Here is an 18,552-nt window from a genome sequence, read left to right as displayed (position 1 = left end):
TACACCGGATTATTAACCATCTTGGCGAAATTCTGGCCCTCAAAATCACGGCCGGAAATACGGATGATAGGAAAGTGGTTCGGGAATTAGCAAAATTCCTTGTATGGCGACAAAGGTTATCTTAGTCAGGAAGTGGCAGACGATTTAGCGAAAAACGGTGTCACTTTCATCACGAAAAAGCGGAGTAATATGAAAGCGAGTGTGCTGGAATATTGGGATAAGATAATGTGATCAAGGCGTTTTATTATCGAAACGGTTAATGGGCAATTAAAAAATATTTGTCAAATAGAACATGCTCGTCATCGAAGTATAAAAGGATTTCTGTTGACTGTTTTAACGGGGTGAATGGCTTATTGTCATAAAAAGAAGAAACCATCACTGAAAGTTTTCTACTCAGAAGAAAAAGATATTCCAGTGACGGCTTAAACAGAATTGGGGTTAATTAACAGTTTAAGATAATTTTGCATGGTCACCTCACTTTCGTTTTTCTATTAACTAAAACTCAGCTATCTTTTATTCCTTCATCTCCATAATAACTATTTCATGTAAAAAATACGGCATTGGCATCTTTTATTGATAAATATCAAAAGTAATTTATTTAAACTAAAAAATAAAAACACCACTTTCTTTGACTAATTAGCAAACGTGTTATTAATAATCATTGCTTTGAACTAAATCACAGATAAGTTTATTAATTTTCTTTTATATTATTTAGATAAAAAATAAGATAACTATTATACTATACTTCCATATAGCATTTAGTGATAAGTTATAGTAATAATACCTAATTTTTTATTTTTCCCTATCCATTTTATTTCTTCTTTTCCGATGTATTTTGGCATAGATAATGGAGAATTATTATCCTTTTGATATTCTATAGTTTTTTCTTGATTAAACTGTTTACCATTATACCAGCAGAGCATTTTAGTATAATTTTTATCCCAATTGAATTGGCATGGAGGTTCGACAATAGTACCATGGAAATAAATTGTTCCAGAATTTGAGGTTGACGGAGAATTCGCCATTACAGGATAAGATAAAGACATAAACAAAAAAGTTGTCACTTTTCGTAACATAAGCATTCAATCTCCATTACAGGTATTATTATCTTTTTTCAATTTCAGCCCCGCGCTAATTTTAAAACCAGATAATGGTGTAACGCTCTGCTATCTATGTAAAAAAATAACGGCAAATGAAACACTTTCTTTAATACTTTTTACTAAGCCAGACCACATTTCAACATAATATTCTAATAAGTTAAGATATGAGAAAATCAATTTATAGTTATTTAATAATAGTCAGATGCCAATATTACACCAAATATATATTACCGTTACTGCTGCAGGGATTTAACTATTTTTCCGATATTATTAGATTATTTTCATATTTAACAACAAAAAAATTCATCAGTGAACTATACAAATATGCTGATATAACTATACCTTATCCACTACATCCGATGATGATTACGTTTTCCTATAAATTTTGTTATAGTCCCCACCTACGTTAATTTGTCTACCAAAGTCCACTTTACGTGTTAAATAGGTACCCCATGACTCGTAGTCACCCACTCGCTATACTTATTCTCAATATCCTTGGTATTGCCCTGTTTCTCTCATGGTACTTACCTGAGAACCACGGCTTTTGGTTCCACATTGATTCCTCTATTTTTTATTTTTTTAATGAAAAATTATTGCCAGATTCAAAATTCGCTCTATTTGTAGCTATCGCGAACGTCAGGGCATTTGATGTTATATCACTTCTATGCATGGGCCTGCTGTACTATAGCGCGTTTCGAAAACAGGAGGATGCAGGCAAACGCCGGCTTTTCATGATTGGTCTAGTGATGATCATTTCGGCCGTTATCATTAACCAAATAGGACATCAGATCCCTGTCAGCCGCCCAAGCCCGACGCTGACATTCGAAAATGTGAATCGCATAAACGAAATGACAAGTTGGCATACAAAAGATGCATCCAAAGGCAGCTTTCCTGGTGATCACGGATTGATGCTCTTAATTTTCAGCAGCTTTATTCTACGTTATATCTCCCGCAGTACATTCTTCATTGCTTTACTGATTATGGTCACTTTTGCCCTTCCACGTATTATGGCTGGTGCTCACTGGTTCACAGACATTGCTGTAGGCTCTTTGTCCCTGACGCTGATTGGTATGAGCTGGATCTTGCTAACCCCATTAAGTGACATTATGGCAACATGGCTAGACAAGAAATTACCGCATATCAGACGCAGTAATTAAGATAATAATATTGAGGAGATACCTATTATCTCCTCAATATCACACTATATTTATCAAGGTAGTATAAAATAACAACAAATCATTCTAACCCCTTACTTATTAGTCTGATTTTTTTGTAAAAAATTCTTTTTTGTCTCTCGATTTTTACTACTGATTTCAGTAGTCTTCCATGCGTTCTGTTTATTAAAATAATACTCTTTGTAAAGTTACTAATAAAATGTGTTGCTTAACACATTTTATGGACAGAAAATTTGTTAATTCGCCAGATTCTGACTAAGCTTTAAAACGTTTAGTGTTTTCATGATGTCGATAAGTCACATTAAGGACTGCAAGGGAAAATCAATATAATGGTCAAGTCTCAATCAATACTGAGATATATCATGCGGCTGATACCCGCAATTCTGGCTGCAGTGGTACTGACTGCATGTAGTTCACCAGATTCCAAGCTACGTAATAAGCAAACTGAGATGCTTGCAGTAAACTCTCAAAAACATTATTTACTGCAAGCATCTCAGGATGAATTTGAAACGCTGGTTAACAGCTTAGATATTAAGTCTAAGATACTTAATCAATACGCGGACTGGAAAGGTGTCGCTTATCGGTTTGGTGGGAACACTAAGCGCGGTATTGATTGCTCTGCTTTTGTACAACGTACTTTTCATGACCAGTTTGGTATGGAGTTACCACGTTCCACATTGGAACAGCAGAATATAGGGCAAACCGTTAATCGCTCTAAATTGCAGGCAGGCGACTTGGTACTGTTTAAGACAGGGATTCGTATGCGTCATATCGGTATCTACATCGGCAATCATCAGTTTGTCCACGCTTCAACCAGCAACGGTGTTATTGTTTCCAAACTGACCGATAATTACTGGAGTAAACGTTACTACGGTGCAAGGCGAGTGTTATTAGATGATATAAAAGCCTCAATATAGCTGAATCACCTGTATTACTAAGACTTTCCCTTGTAGACATTAAAAAACGCTTCTTAAAATAGAAGCGTTTTTTATCATTTTTGATCAATAGGTAGAATTATAATGGATACAACGCAGTTATATTTTCTGCAATTGCAGCGCCTAATGTCTTTAAACGGCATATCACTGCGCTCTCATCTTCCTTAGCAAAAAACAAACATGGCTCCCCTCCCCATTCAATCACAGCACTTAGTATTTGCATATCAGCAATAGACTGATTTATAGCTTGCAAAATCTCCCATGCTTTTTCACCTTCATGGCTTAATAATTTCAGCCCCATCAGGCTATTTCTTAAATCTGTTTCTTCTGCTGGTAAAATCTCAACTTTTGTACCAACGAAACCAGATGACCACCGATAACTTTGCGGCAGTCTATGTACTACCGAAAGTTGAATATTATTCACGTATCATTCCTATCAGAAATAACATTAATACATCTAACCACCAGCTGTAGGTTATCTATTCGTTAAAACCGAATAACCGCCAACAAAAAAGTAAACAAAAAGTTAAAATAAAAATTGCGTTATCTCACCTACTTCGTCTTCTATCTAAAAAAGTGAGATCGAACTCGCATTTTGTATATATTTATACTGTTTAAGTAAATAATTCAACTTATTTTTATGCAAAATGGAAACCTTTCATTCAAGATTTATTTACATATTTGTTTTTTCGAGCATCACTAAGTACCGATAAAAGCACAATCTTTTTATTTACAATAGGTTAAATAATGACAACCTCAAGACCTTCCATAGTCATGAAGCCATTATAGCGAATTAACAAAAAAGCAACATTTCAATATTGATTAGATATGATAAAATTAATAAATAATTAAATTTGTTTAATGATTATTCGATATTTCCTGTTTATCAGATTAATGAATAGTGCCTTTAAAATCTCAAAGTACTTCTGGGAAACGAGGTTAATTTCAATCTCTACATCGGCTCAAGAAGAAACCTCAACAAATGTCTTTTTATTCGATACAAAAAGAATAGCATCTGATAATAAAACAAAAGGCCACCCCATACTGGCAGATGGCCTTTAAAAACATTTGATGCACGATCCTAATTACTCTTTGATCGTTATTTACTGTTTTTAACTATTTATAATTCTGACTATTTATACGACTTATCACGCGCATATATAATAAGCAACATTGCCAATATTACGCATATTGCCATTGAACCTACCATTGGCCATGCGCTTTCCTCTGGCAATAAAGACAAAATAGTGCCTACTAATGCTGCAATACTAAAACGGATGGTTCCTGCCAATGAAGCAACCGTTCCAGACATATGAGGATAATCGTCCAATACAACAGCCATAGCATTAGACGTAATCATGGAAATTCCGCTGATATAAATAGCAATCCCTATAACCAAAGAAATAAATCCCAGATCAAACATGGTGCTAAACAGTAGCCATAATCCCATGACAAATTGAACGTACAAACCAATATGCAACATTTTCAATGGGCCATATTTGCGAACACACTGGCTATTAATGGTTGCCATAATGAACAGAAAAATAATATTCAGTCCAAAATAGTAACCAAAATGCTGCTCAGACACACCGTTTAACTTAATGTAAACAAATGCGCCAACACTAAGAAAAGAGAACATTCCAGCAAAGGAAAAACCGCTGGCTAAGATATAACATAGCACTTGGCGTTGCCGGAACAGCATAACAAACTGCTTCAAAGTCGTTTTTAAGTGAAATCGCTGCCTTTTTTCTTTAGGCAACGTTTCTTCGATAAAGAAAGCAACCAGAGCTGTCACAATCACCGCCACAATAGTAATAGACCAGAAAATAGCATGCCAATTGAACCATACCATCAACAATCCACCTAACATGGGAGCCAATAAAGGTGCAATGATCATCACCAATGTCACAAAAGACATACTGCGGGAAAACTCCTCTTTTGTGAATTTATCACGCATAAGCGCATTGATTACAACACTGGCAGCCGCAGCAGAAAATCCATGCAAGAAACGCATGGAGATGAAAGTATCAATATCTTGTGCTAAAGCACATGCAATAGAAGAGATGACAAAAACAATAATACCGCCCAAAATGACTGGTTTTCGTCCCAAACTATCCGACATTGGCCCATAAACCATTTGGCCAATGGCAAAACCCAAAATATAGCTACTCAGTGTCATCTGTACCAGACCATCATTGACACCAAAATCTTTAGCGATCGTTGGCATGCCCGGCAAATACATATCAATTGCCAATGGCATTAACATAGAAAGCAAACCAAGGATCAACACAAATCCCAAATAGGACGAACGCTGTTGTTGCACGCAGTAACTCCTAAATCAGTTGAAGAATAAAAATTATGGTATTGGCGTTTGTATGCTGTTGATTTCACTATCAGTCAGCGCTCGATATTCTCCTTGTTCCAATTCAGGATCGAGATAAATTTCGCCAATTCGCTCCCGATGAAGCGCTACAACATGATTCTCTACTGCGGCAAACATCCGTTTTACTTGATGGTAACGCCCTTCACTGATGGTCAAACGAACAAGTTGAGGCTCAATAATCTCCAGTTGTGCGGGTTTTGTCAGTGTCTTCTCCCCATTTAGCTGCACTCCTGCCAGAAATTTTTGCTCGGTATCCTCAGTAATTGGGTGTTCCAATGTAATAAGATAGGTTTTTTCACAATGATGCTTGGGAGATGTAACACGGTGTGACCATTGTCCATCATCAGTCAACAATACCAATCCTGTAGTATCGATATCCAAACGTCCTGCTGAATGTAATTTATGGGCAACAGGCTCATCAATAAAATACAAAATTGTTGGGTTTGACGGATCATCTGTCGAACACACATATCCCTGAGGTTTATTCAACATGAAATAACGCGGACCATTTAATTGTTGCAATATCGAACCATCATAGGCAACTTGCTGATCGAATTTTAATTTATAGGCGCCTGTTTTGATGATTTCGTCATCGACAGTAACTAACCCTGCCCGCAACTCTCGCCCCACATAGTTGCGGCTAATACCTAATTGTTGTGATAAAAATTTATCCAATCGCATGAATAGAAATACCTGACAAAATAAATAAATATGAACATGTCCTTGATATCGCGAACAACTTCAAGGCCATGACTAGGATACAAAGTTAAATAGATAATTTATAGAAAAATCATCACGACAGTAACTATATCAATAATAAGCCACACGTTATAGTCCACCTCTTCCCTGAAAAATAATGACAAGTTATTTTCTCGGCAGCAGGACTAAATGAAAAATGTTATTCTCTACATCAATTATCTTTTACCTGATGTTTGTGACAGTAACATAAAAATGGCTTTTACTTTACGTCCTTATCAACAAGAAGCGGTAGACGCAACCATTCGCTATTTTCGTCAACACAGAGATCCTGCCGTTATTGTTTTGCCAACAGGTGCAGGTAAAAGCCTTGTTATTGCTGAACTGGCAAAGTTAGCTCATGGTCGCGTTTTAGTGCTGGCACATGTCAAAGAACTCGTTGCGCAAAACCATAGCAAATATTGTGCTTATGGATTAAATGCCGACATTTTTTCTGCCGGCTTGAATCAAAAACAAAGTGAAGGAAAAGTAGTTTTTGGTAGCATCCAATCCATTGCCCGCAATCTGGATTGTTTTGATCACCATTTTTCACTGCTAATCATTGATGAATGCCATCGCATCAGCGACGACGAAAACAGTCAATACCAACAAATCATCCAGCAGCTCCGGAAAAACAATCCCCAAATCCGCATATTAGGTTTAACTGCAACGCCTTATCGTCTCGGCTCTGGCTGGATATATCAATATCATTATCATGGCATGATCCGCGGTGATGAGCGCAGTTTTTTTCGCGATTGTATTTATGAACTTCCATTACGTTATATGATTAAGCATCATTTTCTGGTTTCTCCAGAAAGGCTGGATATGCCCGTAATGCAATATGATTTCAGCCAGGTACGTACCAGCCAACAAGGGATATTCAACGAAGCGGAATTAAACCGAGAAATCAAACGTCAAAAGCGCATTACCCCTCATATCATTAAACAAGTCATTGAATATGCACAAGATCGAAAAGGTGTGATGATTTTCTCAGCTACGGTAGAGCATGCCAAAGAAATTTTCCAATTGCTGCCTACAAACCAAGCCGCGCTAGTCAGCGCCAATACCCCCGCATCTGAGCGAGATATCTTAATTACGGCATTCAAAGAACAGCAACTCCGCTATATGGTCAACGTTGCGGTACTCACAACAGGATTTGATGCCCCGCATGTCGATTTAATCGCCATATTGCGCCCGACAGAATCCGTCAGCCTCTATCAGCAAATCGTCGGGCGCGGTTTACGTTTATTTCCTGACAAAAAAGATTGCCTGATCCTCGACTATGCTGGTAATCCCCACGATCTTTACACCCCAGAAGTAGGCAGCAACAAACCCAATTCGCAAAACCAGACTGTACAAGTATTTTGTCCCATCTGCCAATTTGCCAATACTTTTTGGGGTACATGCACAGCAGATGGAGAAATCATTGAACATTTTGGACGGCGCTGCCAAGGCTGGGAAGAAGACGAAAATGGGAAACGCCAACAATGTGATTTCCGCTTTCGTTTCAAATCATGCTCCCATTGTGGCGCAGAAAATGATATTGCGGCTCGACTCTGTCATCGTTGTGAAGAGATTCTCGTTGATCCCGATGATATGCTGAAAGCAGCGCTGAAACTCAAAGATGCACTGGTGTTGCGTTGCGGCGGAATGCAACTAACGCCGGGCCATGACAATAAAGGGGAATGGCTGAAAATCACTTATTACGATGAAGATGGTGCCGATGTATCAGAACTATTCCGTTTATCCACTCCGGCTCAAAAGAAAGCATTTAAACTACAATTTCTTCGCCAACACCAGCGTGCACCAGAAACCATTTTTCGTTGGAAAACAGCGGCAGATATTGCTAATCAGCTTCCTTCCTTACGCCATCCTGATTTTGTTGTCGCACGTAAAAAAGGGCAATTTTGGCAGATTCGGGAAAAGGTTTTTGATTATCAAGGACGATTTAGGCGGGCTGATGATTTGTACTAAAGATAATTTGCATTAAATATCACAAACCACCTGCCCACTAGTCCATTAACCAACCGGAAAGCATATTTATATTTGCTGTCATATTGGTTTTTCGTTAGAATGCCGCCCGCTTAGCGTAATACATAATGTTAAGCCAAGTATCGAACCTGCTGCTGGGTCGCCTGTAGCAGGATTTATTTTCTTCTTTTACAGAGAAAAAATAATGTTAACTATTAATGCAGAAGTACGTAAAGAGCAGGGCAAGGGTGCGAGCCGCCGCCTGCGTAGAGCTAACAAGTTTCCAGCAATCATCTATGGTGGTAACCAAGAGCCAGTTTCTATCGAACTGGATCACGATGCAGTTATCAACCACGAAAGCAAACCAGAATTCTATGAAGTTATGACTCTGGTTGTTGATGGTAAAGAAACTAAAGTTAAAGTGCAGGCAGTACAGCGTCATCCGTTTAAACCTAAACTGACGCACATCGATTTCCTGCGTGCTTAATTAGCCACAGTCGAGCTTTTATCGGGACGCCGAGTAAATAACGCCGCATTTGCGGCGTTATTTATTTCTCCAGCTTAATTTTTCACTGTTACCCGTTTAGCTATTACCACCACTACGACGTTGCAATTGATCACGTAGGTTTGGCGGTGTACCTTTAATCGTCAACGTATCCGTTGCTGGATCCCAAAAAATTCTCTCTCCCATCAACATGGCATCAAAGTTGATAGTCAATCCTCCCCCACTGCCCGCAAATTTTGTCAATTGGCGCAACGTTCCGCGATCGGCCGGAAAACTTTCCTCCAATTCATAGCCCTGTTCCTGCGAAAATTGCTGAAAACTTTGCTCTCCCAATGAGGGTAACTCTTGAGATAATTCTTGCAGCTTAATCTCCTCACCAGCTTGTAACTGCTCATTACAGTAACCATAAACTTGCTGACGATAAGCCTGACATTCATTTTTATCCAACTGTGCCAACTCACAATAATCGTCCACAGCCTGCAATAAACCTTTATTTTGAACTTTAGCATTCATGCCTTCGCTGGCAGCAAGGAAATCTATAAAAAAGTCAGAAACCTTACGCCCCACCCGACCTTTTAGGAAAGTCAGGTAACGACTGGATTCAGGATTTGTTTCCCATTCAGTCAAATCAATTCTGGCAACAATATCAGCATGGGGAATATCAAGATATTGTGTTGTATTTACATCAAGTTCATCATTGACGGACATGCTGTTACAGCTATTAAGAACAGCAATCAGTAAATATTCCACGGCAAGATATCGATATTGACAAAACAACACCGTTCCCCCTTCTGCGAACGGATACTTCGCCAACTCATCTTTCAAGCGAACAGTTGCAGCACGACTAAAACCGAGAAAATCCTCATCTCCTTTACGCAGATGACGGAGAGACTCTGCCAGCTCACTTTCCTCATTAAACAAACCGTAAGCTTTACTTTTCGCACTATATACACGATGTAATTCTGCCATCATTTCTTCAACCACTTGATTAGTGTCCAGCAAAGAATCACGTAGAATTACTTCCAACGTTTGCTCATCACGTTTAATCAATCGGTGCAACGCAATCTGGGTAATTTCCAGACTCATTATTTATACTCCTTTTGCAACTTTGGTGACAAAAAATTAATTTGTCATAAAAAAGCGGAAAATCGCCCCTCTATACGGTAAGATATAGGGCTTTGTACATTCAGGATATTTGATTTATGCCACAGTCATCTCGCTATAGCGATGAAAAATTTGAACATTTATTAACTGAACTAGTAAGTGTTTTCGAGAAAAACCATACTCCAACTGACCTGACCTTGATGGTTTTGGGCAATATGGTAACGAATTTGATCAATACAAGCATTGCTCCTGAACAGCGCAAACATATTGCAGACTCGTTTGTACACGCGTTACAGTCGTCAATCAACGAAGACAAAGCGCATTAATCTTAATTAATACCTTGACGTAAAGAAAATATGGTGACTAGCTGTCAGCATTACCGCGAAAAAGTTTCTCAGATGATCAGTTGGGGGCACTGGTTCGCACTGTTCAACATTATGTTCAGTCTGGTGCTGGGCAGCCGCTATCTATTTGCGTCTGACTGGCCGGGTTCACTGTTTGGTCGCATTTACGCGCTGGTCAGTTGGCTCGGTCATTTCAGTTTCATTGTCTTTGCCATTTACTTACTTGTTTTATTTCCGCTGACATTTATTGTCATGTCACAGCGATTAATGAGGTTTCTTTCAGCCACATTGGCAACGGCAGGCTTAACACTGCTGATATTAGATTCCTCCGTCTATGTCCACTTTCACTTGCATTTAACCTCATTAGTTTGGAATTTAGTCACCAATCCAGATCAAGGCGAGTTAACAAGGGAATGGCAGCTCATGTTCATCTGTATCCCATTGATTTTCCTTATACAAATGCTTTTTGGCACATGGAGCTGGCAAAAATTACGTAGTCTAAATCGTCAACGATTTGGTAAGCCATTGGCAACAGTATTTATTACTGCTTTTATCGCTTCACACCTCATGTATATCTGGGCGGATGCCAATTTCTACCGTCCGATTACCATGCAGCGTTCAAACTTGCCAATTTCTTATCCAATGACCGCCCGCAAGTTCCTTGAAAAACATGGTTTACTGGATCACCAAGAATTTCAGCGCCGCATTAACCAGCAAGGCAATCCCACAGCCTTGAGTGTCAATTATCCGCTGAATAAATTATCTTATCAGGATATCGGACGCGGTTATAACTTACTTTTACTTGTCGTGGATGGGTTGGATAATCAAGATATCGCCCATGATATGCCAACTCTGGAGCACTTTGCGAAGAACAATATCCAGTTCACTCAACATTTCAGCACAGGCATTCGGAATGACACTGCATTGTTTGGTTTATTTTATGGGATATCATCAGGTTATCTAGACGGCATCCTTAACGCCAGAAAATCATCTGCACTTGTTGATGCCCTAACACATCAAGGCTATCAATTTGGCCTCTTTTCTTCAGATGGATTCCAAGCGCCACTTTATCGCCAAGCCATATTGACCGACTATTCATTGCCAGAAGCTAAAAGACAAAACGATGACTTAACTATGGCACAATGGAATCAATGGCTGGATCTGCGCAATACTTCTACACCATGGTTCTCATTTCTAGATATTAACGGTTTTAAGCCTTCATCCGGCAAATTTGATAAGAAAGCGCTGGATACTGAAATCAGCCATGTTTTAGAAGCTTTGGAAAATAAAGGCATCCTGAATAAAACGATCATTGTGATTACAGCCCATACGAGCAAAAAAACATCAGAAAACAGCGCAAAATGGTTTACTGATGACAAATTCAACCGTGAACAAATCCATGTTCCCCTGATAATTCAATGGCCGGGCACCCCTGCACAAACTATTGATAAGTTGACCAGCCATCAAGATATCATGACAACTTTGATGCTCCGTTTATTACACACCACTAATTCTCCAGCAGATTACTCACAGGGTGAAGATCTCTTTAATGCGCAAAGAGAAAATCCATGGCTCATTACTGGTGATGACGGTTCATTAATTGTCACGACAGCTAAAAATAACGTCTACCTTCTCAAGGATGGGAAATATCATCTGTATGATTTAGATGGCAATGAAATTCAGGGAGCTAAACCAAATTTGGCCCAATTATTACAGATATTAGCTGAGGTGAAACGATTTTTAGCAAACTAATCGTTTAAAAATCAAGCACTCACTAAACTAGGGACTTGCTTTGAAAATAAAAAACGGTAGTATAGGAAAAGTCATCGGCATGTAGCGCAGCTTGGTAGCGCACCGTCATGGGGTGTCGGGGGTCGTAGGTTCAAATCCTATCATGCCGACCAAATTTCCCTAGAAAAACCAACCAATTGTGGTTGGTTTTTTTATATCTGAAATTTGCTCTTGGTAAAATGATCGGCGGGAAGTAGTAAAGGTGCGCTAATTTTGAGGGGGATTTTGTTTGTTGCCCGAAAGAGTGTGAAACTTCTTTTTTCTTGCTGTTTTCTCAGTGACTTATGCGTAAAACCGATTAGTATAATTGATTGCTTTATCTCTTCTCACCTATTTTCCATTCTCTAAACACCTAGCGACAACAAATAAAATACAAGAGGTGTTTTAAAAAATAAGTTTTTGCTTGCTACAAAAATAAAAGCTTCGCTTGTATATTTGAAACATGAAAACGATGCACGAAAGAATCAAGCAAGCTCGGCTTGCAAAAAAACTAACTCAAGCTGAACTAGCGGATATGCTTGGAGTTACTCCACAGTCTGTCCAGCAGTGGGAATCAAGCACAGAGCCAAAAAAATCAAGATTAGTAGCATTAGCATCTATCCTTGATGCTGATGTGAACTGGCTTTTGTTTGGTGGAATAATCAGAAAGGAAATAGGTCAAGTTCTACCAGAGAGCGAGTGGGCAACTATTACACTATGGGACAGTATCACAGCATTAGATTGCGATGAGGTGGAAGTACCATTTTTGAAAGATATCGAATTCGCATGCGGCAATGGCAGATACACTGATGTGAATTATAACGGTTTTAAATTGAGATTTTCTAAAGCGACATTACGAAGAATTGGCGCACCAACTAATGGCTCTACAATTGTTTGTTTTCCTGCTAAAGGGGATAGCATGGAGCCAGTTATTCCAAATGGAGCAGCAATAGCGGTAGATGTTTCTAACAAAAAAATCATTGATGGAAAAGTGTATGTAATTGAACAAGATAGATTAAAGCGTCTTAAATGCCTCTACAGACGACCGAGAGGAAAATTACTTATCAGAAGTTATAACCGTGATGAATACGAAGATGAAATTGCAGATGAAGATCAAGTGAGCATCATCGGGAGAATGTTCTGGTATTCCGTTTTAGATTACTAAGGTTATGGAATGGATAATTTTAAGATAAAAATAAAACATCATGTTGACCACGTTAAAAATGTAGGCCAACACTGTACCACCGAAGAAACAACTAAGCAGGCATTAATATTACCGTTTCTAGATATTCTCGGCTTTAGTCCGTATGATCCCCAAAAAGTTAAAGCTGAATATGGGGCAGATTTCCCCGGGGTGAAAGCAAATGAGCGGGTTGATTATGCTTTGTTCTGCCAAGGTGTGCCTGTCATGTTTATTGAGGCAAAAGGGTACAACGAAAAACTAGAGAACCACTGTCCTCAGTTATCCAGATATTTTAACTCCACTCCAGAAGTGACTATTTCGGCAATTACAAATGGATTAGAGTGGCGTTTCTTTACCGATTTAAAACAAAAAAACGTAATGGATCCTACCCCATTCTTACGCATTAAAATGGATGAAGTTAGCGATGCCGATGTAAGTCAACTCTATCGATTTAGACACGATAAATTCAAACCGGAAGCACTAAGAACGCTGGCAGAAGAAAGTGTTTACCTATCTGCTTTTACTAAAACCATCAGTACTAGCTTGAGGGACGTTGATAGTGAGTTTGTAAGATACGTTGCCAGTAGATCTAATATCGAACGCCAACTAAACCAGCGTTTTATTGAATCAATCACCCCGTTGGTAAAACAAGCAGTTGAGAAATCTGTTAGTGCAATGGTGGTTTCCGGTCTTTCAAATAAACATATTCCAATTGATGGGGTTCAAGACGAAATAGAGCATCAAGATAATCCGAAAGAACCAGATGAGATAGTAGATCCAGACAATCCCAATATTGTTACTACCAAAAACGAATTAACTCTGTATGAAAAAGCAAAATCAATTGTCGGGGATACCGTCGATTTGCAATATAAAGATACAGGATTTTATTTTGGTGTTCTTTATCAGGGAAAATCGCATAGATGGATAATAAGGTATTTTGACAAGAAAAATAAACCTTACATCCAAATACCTATTGAGCTAACTGATATATTAGCCAACGAAGTTAATAGAGCTGGATTATCCGCTAATAAATCAAGAATCTTTATAGATGCTCCAGAAGATATATTGAGGATAACAGGTATTATCCTTGATGCTTTTGAGTTCGTTAAAAACGACGATAACTTTAGAAAGAAAGCGCAATAATTATTACCAGCCACCACTCGGTGGCTTTTCTGTCCTCGTATCCGTCGCTATTCTGTCTAAAATGCTTAATCGGTCACATTCTCAATAATTTGTAAAAATAAATAAACTTTAAAAACAAGAAAATATATATTTCTATAAGAATTTTTATCAAAAAAACAAGTAAATCGTGGGGAGAATCACTTCACACGGTTTAAATCGAAAGACAGTTTCCCATTAGATTTGGTTATTTGTTATTTTATAATAATGGAATTTTCATTTTCTCAATACACTTATAGGAAATATTTAAAATATAGTAACTTTAAAAACCTTTATATTTAGATAAGAAAAAATATCTTTTGGTATTAAAAACAACTATTTTAGGATAACAGTTAACTAATTTTAATTTGCATATAAGATACCACTGTTTATTTTTAACACAGATTACAATGTTGCGCTTATGATGAGAACTCTCCCATTGATTTTAAAATACTTAGCACAGATAATATTTACCACTTAGTTTATCGTGTTGATAATACCTCATATTATAATAGCAGAAATATCGCACCTCTGCTCTTTGTTCAAAGTTAGTTTATTGCATATTATTCTATTTAGGTCTACTTTAATTTATGTGTACTAAAAATCGTACTTGCTAGTTCACCCTCATTTGTTTCTTATTTTTCTCTTTTCCTCCCTGAATTCAAGGAGGGATTTTTCCTATCATCCGTAATCATGCCAAAGCCAGTGACAACCATATTTCTCAATATTATCTTTCTGGCATACCCCTATCATAAATTAAGTATTTATAATTAACTAATTTTGTTATAAATATTTCTGTACATTTCCGTAAGAAACAATTAAATTTCTCAAACTTATTAACATAACAACAAAAATTCAATTCCCTTATTTTACAGCTAAGTACAAAAAAATAGGAAATTCATCATGAACATTAAAAAGTCATTACTTTTGGTGGGATTGACGGTTTTTACTGCGATCCCACTTCCTAGTATTGCCAAACCAACTTCGCATCATGGATATATTGATACACCACCAAGCAGAGCACTTTTATGTCAAAAAGACATTAATAAAAACTGCGGACCTATCATGTATGAACCTCAGTCAGTTGAAGGCCCCAAAGGCTTCCCTCAAGGAGGACCACCAGATGGACAAATTGCCAGTGGTGGTGTTGGTCAATTTAAACAACTCAATGAACAAAGTGCAAACCGCTGGCATCATGTTACTGTCAATAAAGGAAGCAATGCCTTTAAATGGGAAATAACAGCCCGTCATAGTACCACCTCGTGGCAATTTTTTATTACTAAACCCGATTGGGATCCAAATAAACCCCTAACACGCGCTCAATTTGATTTAAAACCCTTCTGCGAGCGTTTTGATCATGGGAAAAGTCCAGCCCAAAATGTTACGTTAAACTGTGATGTTCCTGACCGCTCAGGATATAATGTTATTCTCGGCGTATGGACAATTTTTGATACTGGTAATGCCTTCTATCAAGTTATTGACGTTGACATTAAATAATATTTTTTAATGAAGTTAACTTTTTATTTATAAGTATTATGTAAATATAAAAAGTGCCGACTATTTATCAGCACTTATCTCTAAAAAAATAAATTATTTTCATATAAGATATATTCCTCCATCCAACTCTACACATAGAAAAAATATGAAAAAATCAATTATTCTTAGAATTGCCAGACCAACAGATAATCTTACTAAAATTGCAGAAATGTATTGTCATGGATTGAATTTCACCATACTAGGCGAATTCAAAGATCACGATAGTTTTGATGGTATTATGTTAGGACATCCCAACCACTCCTGGCACCTTGAATTCACTCATCATCACAATACACTTGTTGGTAAAGCTCCAACTAAAGATAATTTATTAGTATTTTATATAGAAGATGAACTTGAATGGCAGGAACAGATAAAATCAATGCTGGATGCCGGATTTATTCCGGTTCCTTCTTATAATCCTTATTGGGATAAGAGTGGAAAAACTTTCGAAGATATTGATGGTTATCGCGTTGTGTTACAACATGGTCATGTATAGCGCCATCAAATCCAAGCTTTATATCCATCATCTTTCAAGTTGGGGTGTTGCTGGCTACACTGCAACTTGAAATCTAATGAATAAATATTTTATGATAAAAATGTTTGCTGCTCAGATTCTCTTCGCATACGTAAATCTGCTAATTCATGCCCATCGGCGCAATCCCATTTTAAAAATTCCCCTGCTGCACCTTGGTAATCACCTACATTCAATTTTTTCAACAATGTTGAATGAGTAAAATTACCAATTCCCAAATTGAAAATAAACGAACACAAGGCATCAAATTGACCTTGTGTTAGAGGTACTTTAACCAGCCGCTGAATAGCGCCATAAATAGGAACAAGATCTTGGTAAAGAAACGTGTCAGCTTGTTGCCCAGTAATCACTTGTCCAGGCTTTACTCCCCTTGTATGACCATATCCGATTGTCCATGGCCCTGCTCCAGTAGCAGGATCTGAATATGCTCTCAATCTCAATCCTTCGTAACTTTTGAGTTTATTTTTGTTTGAAAAACAATCTATATATCAAGTATAGATGAAGAAAAATCAGTGGAAGTACAATTTCAAAAAAGTTACAGAAAAACAAAATAAAAATAAATCATTAAATTTCAGTTAGTTAATTAATTTTGCAAATTTTTTTTAATTTTTAAAAAAATATTTTAATAAATACCTTGACTCTTTTTGTTTTGAGCATAAAATCCTCCTCAGAATTTAGGTTTTCGTGAAGTAAATCACAATTTATAACCCTCAAAGGAAATCATCATGAAATCTGTAAAATCTTTCCTCTCAAATGTACACAACGTTGTTATCCGGTTGTCAGCAACTCGCTTTATGTAAGCTCTGCCATAGTACAGAGATAAGCCAGTTCAAAAAAGAACTGGTTTTCTATCGTTAATACAGCTCTAAGCCAAATGCTTCCTTCCTATTTCGTTATTTACGCACTATTCATTGAACGACCTTTCTAAAAAATCAAAATAAAGGTATATACCCTTCGTCTTTCAAATTGCCTCTTTGTTGGCTGCACTCTCTCACCCCGATTACCGTTGTTATGAACATAGATTATCTATGCTCCCAGAAATTCACTCCCTTGCCACCACTACACATATTGAAATCCATTAGGTATAGATATCATAGGATTTCTATCCTAACTGGCTTTGATAATTTATTTAAACATCTGGAGAAATCTAAATAGAATACTTCACCACTGGCATAGTTTTACACTTGTATTTTCAACCAGTCTATTATTTATAAGATAGATTATTCATATAAATAACATGAATGAATATTACACCAATAATAAAACGCCCAAATCTTATCACTAAGAATTCAGGCAAAAATGAGCATCTAAAAACTTTTTATTAAAAGTAAAACAAATTTAAAAATGAAGTTTATAAGTAAAGAAAAATAACAAACATAAGTGAAAATAACTTAGAAATGATAACCAACACCCAATACCCAAGTACCAAGCTTAGCATATTTTAAGTTGGTATATGAATATGAAGCATCAACAGCCCAATTTGGGGTCGGATTAAATTGTAAGCCTGCGCCGTAAGATAGTGATGTTCTCGTCTGAGTATTATTATCTTCTACATTAGAAAATCCTGCTTTATTATAGGTCGCCCCAATCAATCCATATGCACTAATATAATTATTAAATCGATACGTTGGGCCAGCCATCAGAGAAGTATTTTTCCATTCGAATTTTGATAATGAGCCATAGAAGTCGTACTTATGTACATATTGAGTATAAGTTAATGAGCCAATAACACCAAAATGCTCATTAAACTCATAGCGATACTTTAAGTTTAACCCATGCTGATTTGTCTTCATCTTCTCATCATTGTGGTAGATTTCAAGATTATTTTTTAACGATCCATTACTCTGAGCATAACCCAAAGAAATAGTATTTTTGTTACTATTGCTGGCGTTAGCATTAAAGGCGAGTATAGATAATCCAGCAACAATAGCGGCTGTCGATAATATTTTTTTCATAAGTAAAGATTCTCTTTCATTTATACGATGTATTCGCTCTATCAGAGTAAAGCTTGCGGAATATACAAGCCCTATATTCATAATTCAACTTTTGTTAATAAAAAACAACTGTATCCACAAAACTTACATTTGTTATAAGTTTATTTAAAATTCAATCAGTTACAAA

The 18,552-nt window shown here is 37.2% G+C and carries 17 protein-coding genes, 1 tRNA gene and 1 pseudogene; 12 read left to right on the top strand and 7 right to left on the bottom strand.

Annotation, left to right across the window (positions count from 1 at the left end):
• Window positions 1-426, top strand: a pseudogene (locus tag BM135_RS11530) (transposase); the annotation flags it as partial.
• 332 nt (window positions 427-758) lie between these two features.
• Here the strand turns inward: BM135_RS11530 and BM135_RS11525 are convergent.
• Window positions 759-1,082: a type 1 fimbrial protein gene (locus BM135_RS11525; RefSeq protein ID WP_245737387.1), complete on the bottom strand. Its 324-nt coding sequence runs from the start codon at window positions 1,080-1,082 to the stop codon at window positions 759-761.
• 470 nt (window positions 1,083-1,552) lie between these two features.
• Between BM135_RS11525 and BM135_RS11520 the strand changes: the two genes are divergently transcribed.
• Together BM135_RS11520 and mepS are read left to right on the top strand one after the other, a co-directional pair.
• The gene (locus tag BM135_RS11520; RefSeq protein WP_092519863.1) at window positions 1,553-2,257 is read left to right on the top strand and encodes a phosphatase PAP2 family protein; all 705 of its coding nucleotides are present in this window, start codon (window positions 1,553-1,555) and stop codon (window positions 2,255-2,257) included.
• Between the two features lie 347 nt (window positions 2,258-2,604).
• Complete coding sequence (mepS, locus tag BM135_RS11515; protein ID WP_092519862.1) at window positions 2,605-3,192, top strand: bifunctional murein DD-endopeptidase/murein LD-carboxypeptidase; 588 nt, start codon at window positions 2,605-2,607, stop codon at window positions 3,190-3,192.
• A gap of 97 nt (window positions 3,193-3,289) precedes the next feature.
• Here mepS and BM135_RS11510 read toward each other — a convergent pair whose 3' ends face one another.
• The 3 genes from BM135_RS11510 to rsuA all read right to left on the bottom strand — a co-directional run bounded on the left by BM135_RS11510 (window position 3,290) and on the right by rsuA (window position 6,274).
• Window positions 3,290-3,634: a YejG family protein gene (locus BM135_RS11510; RefSeq protein WP_092519861.1), complete on the bottom strand. Its 345-nt coding sequence runs from the start codon at window positions 3,632-3,634 to the stop codon at window positions 3,290-3,292.
• 708 nt (window positions 3,635-4,342) lie between these two features.
• Window positions 4,343-5,533 carry a Bcr/CflA family multidrug efflux MFS transporter gene (locus BM135_RS11505; protein ID WP_092519860.1) on the bottom strand — a complete coding sequence of 397 codons (1,191 nt, stop codon included), beginning with the start codon at window positions 5,531-5,533 and terminating at the stop codon, window positions 4,343-4,345.
• Between the two features lie 33 nt (window positions 5,534-5,566).
• A complete protein-coding gene (rsuA, locus tag BM135_RS11500; protein ID WP_092519859.1) occupies window positions 5,567-6,274 on the bottom strand; it encodes a 16S rRNA pseudouridine(516) synthase RsuA in 708 nt (235 codons plus the stop codon).
• A gap of 270 nt (window positions 6,275-6,544) precedes the next feature.
• Between rsuA and radD the strand changes: the two genes are divergently transcribed.
• Window positions 6,545-8,302, top strand: a complete 1,758-nt coding sequence (gene radD / locus BM135_RS11495; RefSeq protein WP_092519864.1) for a DNA repair helicase RadD — start codon at window positions 6,545-6,547, stop codon at window positions 8,300-8,302.
• 202 nt (window positions 8,303-8,504) lie between these two features.
• Complete coding sequence (gene rplY / locus BM135_RS11490; RefSeq protein WP_038235979.1) at window positions 8,505-8,786, top strand: 50S ribosomal protein L25; 282 nt, start codon at window positions 8,505-8,507, stop codon at window positions 8,784-8,786.
• Between the two features lie 96 nt (window positions 8,787-8,882).
• Here rplY and yejK read toward each other — a convergent pair whose 3' ends face one another.
• Window positions 8,883-9,890 carry a nucleoid-associated protein YejK gene (yejK, locus tag BM135_RS11485; protein ID WP_092519858.1) on the bottom strand — a complete coding sequence of 336 codons (1,008 nt, stop codon included), beginning with the start codon at window positions 9,888-9,890 and terminating at the stop codon, window positions 8,883-8,885.
• A gap of 116 nt (window positions 9,891-10,006) precedes the next feature.
• Here yejK and BM135_RS11480 point away from each other — a divergent pair, with 116 nt between their 5' ends.
• The 7 genes from BM135_RS11480 to BM135_RS11450 all read left to right on the top strand — a co-directional run bounded on the left by BM135_RS11480 (window position 10,007) and on the right by BM135_RS11450 (window position 16,395).
• Window positions 10,007-10,234: a YejL family protein gene (locus tag BM135_RS11480; RefSeq protein ID WP_086109370.1), complete on the top strand. Its 228-nt coding sequence runs from the start codon at window positions 10,007-10,009 to the stop codon at window positions 10,232-10,234.
• Between the two features lie 30 nt (window positions 10,235-10,264).
• Entirely contained in the window at window positions 10,265-12,004 is a 1,740-nt protein-coding gene (yejM, locus tag BM135_RS11475) for an LPS biosynthesis-modulating metalloenzyme YejM (protein ID WP_092519857.1), read from the top strand.
• A gap of 75 nt (window positions 12,005-12,079) precedes the next feature.
• Window positions 12,080-12,156, top strand: a tRNA-Pro gene (locus BM135_RS11470).
• Window positions 12,157-12,485: 329 nt separating this feature from the next.
• Window positions 12,486-13,187, top strand: a complete 702-nt coding sequence (locus tag BM135_RS11465; RefSeq protein WP_092519856.1) for an XRE family transcriptional regulator — start codon at window positions 12,486-12,488, stop codon at window positions 13,185-13,187.
• A gap of 9 nt (window positions 13,188-13,196) precedes the next feature.
• A complete protein-coding gene (locus BM135_RS11460; protein ID WP_092519855.1) occupies window positions 13,197-14,348 on the top strand; it encodes a type I restriction endonuclease in 1,152 nt (383 codons plus the stop codon).
• 918 nt (window positions 14,349-15,266) lie between these two features.
• The gene (locus tag BM135_RS11455; protein WP_092519854.1) at window positions 15,267-15,860 is read left to right on the top strand and encodes a lytic polysaccharide monooxygenase; all 594 of its coding nucleotides are present in this window, start codon (window positions 15,267-15,269) and stop codon (window positions 15,858-15,860) included.
• Between the two features lie 145 nt (window positions 15,861-16,005).
• Window positions 16,006-16,395 (top strand): VOC family protein, encoded by a 390-nt coding sequence (locus BM135_RS11450; RefSeq protein WP_092519853.1) that lies wholly within the window; start codon window positions 16,006-16,008, stop codon window positions 16,393-16,395.
• A gap of 89 nt (window positions 16,396-16,484) precedes the next feature.
• Here BM135_RS11450 and BM135_RS11445 read toward each other — a convergent pair whose 3' ends face one another.
• On the bottom strand, window positions 16,485-16,916 hold the full coding sequence (locus BM135_RS11445; RefSeq protein WP_092519852.1) for a lysozyme: 432 nt from the start codon (window positions 16,914-16,916) through the stop codon (window positions 16,485-16,487).
• A gap of 906 nt (window positions 16,917-17,822) precedes the next feature.
• On the bottom strand, window positions 17,823-18,386 hold the full coding sequence (locus tag BM135_RS11440; protein WP_092519851.1) for an Ail/Lom family outer membrane beta-barrel protein: 564 nt from the start codon (window positions 18,384-18,386) through the stop codon (window positions 17,823-17,825).
• Between the last annotated feature and the right edge of the window lie 166 nt (window positions 18,387-18,552).

Source organism: Xenorhabdus japonica (genome assembly GCF_900115195.1).
Taxonomy (GTDB): domain Bacteria; phylum Pseudomonadota; class Gammaproteobacteria; order Enterobacterales; family Enterobacteriaceae; genus Xenorhabdus; species Xenorhabdus japonica.
The sequence above is the reverse complement of the archived record's forward strand: the minus strand, read 5'-3'. Positions and strand labels throughout refer to the sequence as shown.

Bases quoted from the DNA above. Each gene is read 5' to 3' on its own strand.
- BM135_RS11525 (WP_245737387.1), bottom strand. From the start codon at position 1,082: ATGCTTATGTTACGAAAAGTGACAACTTTTTTGTTTATGTCTTTATCT.
- BM135_RS11520 (WP_092519863.1), top strand. From the start codon at position 1,553: ATGACTCGTAGTCACCCACTCGCTATACTTATTCTCAATATCCTTGGT.
- mepS (WP_092519862.1), top strand. From the start codon at position 2,605: ATGGTCAAGTCTCAATCAATACTGAGATATATCATGCGGCTGATACCC.
- rsuA (WP_092519859.1), bottom strand. From the start codon at position 6,274: ATGCGATTGGATAAATTTTTATCACAACAATTAGGTATTAGCCGCAAC.
- radD (WP_092519864.1), top strand. From the start codon at position 6,545: ATGGCTTTTACTTTACGTCCTTATCAACAAGAAGCGGTAGACGCAACC.
- rplY (WP_038235979.1), top strand. From the start codon at position 8,505: ATGTTAACTATTAATGCAGAAGTACGTAAAGAGCAGGGCAAGGGTGCG.
- yejK (WP_092519858.1), bottom strand. From the start codon at position 9,890: ATGAGTCTGGAAATTACCCAGATTGCGTTGCACCGATTGATTAAACGT.
- BM135_RS11480 (WP_086109370.1), top strand. From the start codon at position 10,007: ATGCCACAGTCATCTCGCTATAGCGATGAAAAATTTGAACATTTATTA.
- yejM (WP_092519857.1), top strand. From the start codon at position 10,265: ATGGTGACTAGCTGTCAGCATTACCGCGAAAAAGTTTCTCAGATGATC.
- BM135_RS11465 (WP_092519856.1), top strand. From the start codon at position 12,486: ATGAAAACGATGCACGAAAGAATCAAGCAAGCTCGGCTTGCAAAAAAA.
- BM135_RS11460 (WP_092519855.1), top strand. From the start codon at position 13,197: ATGGATAATTTTAAGATAAAAATAAAACATCATGTTGACCACGTTAAA.
- BM135_RS11455 (WP_092519854.1), top strand. From the start codon at position 15,267: ATGAACATTAAAAAGTCATTACTTTTGGTGGGATTGACGGTTTTTACT.
- BM135_RS11450 (WP_092519853.1), top strand. From the start codon at position 16,006: ATGAAAAAATCAATTATTCTTAGAATTGCCAGACCAACAGATAATCTT.
- BM135_RS11440 (WP_092519851.1), bottom strand. From the start codon at position 18,386: ATGAAAAAAATATTATCGACAGCCGCTATTGTTGCTGGATTATCTATA.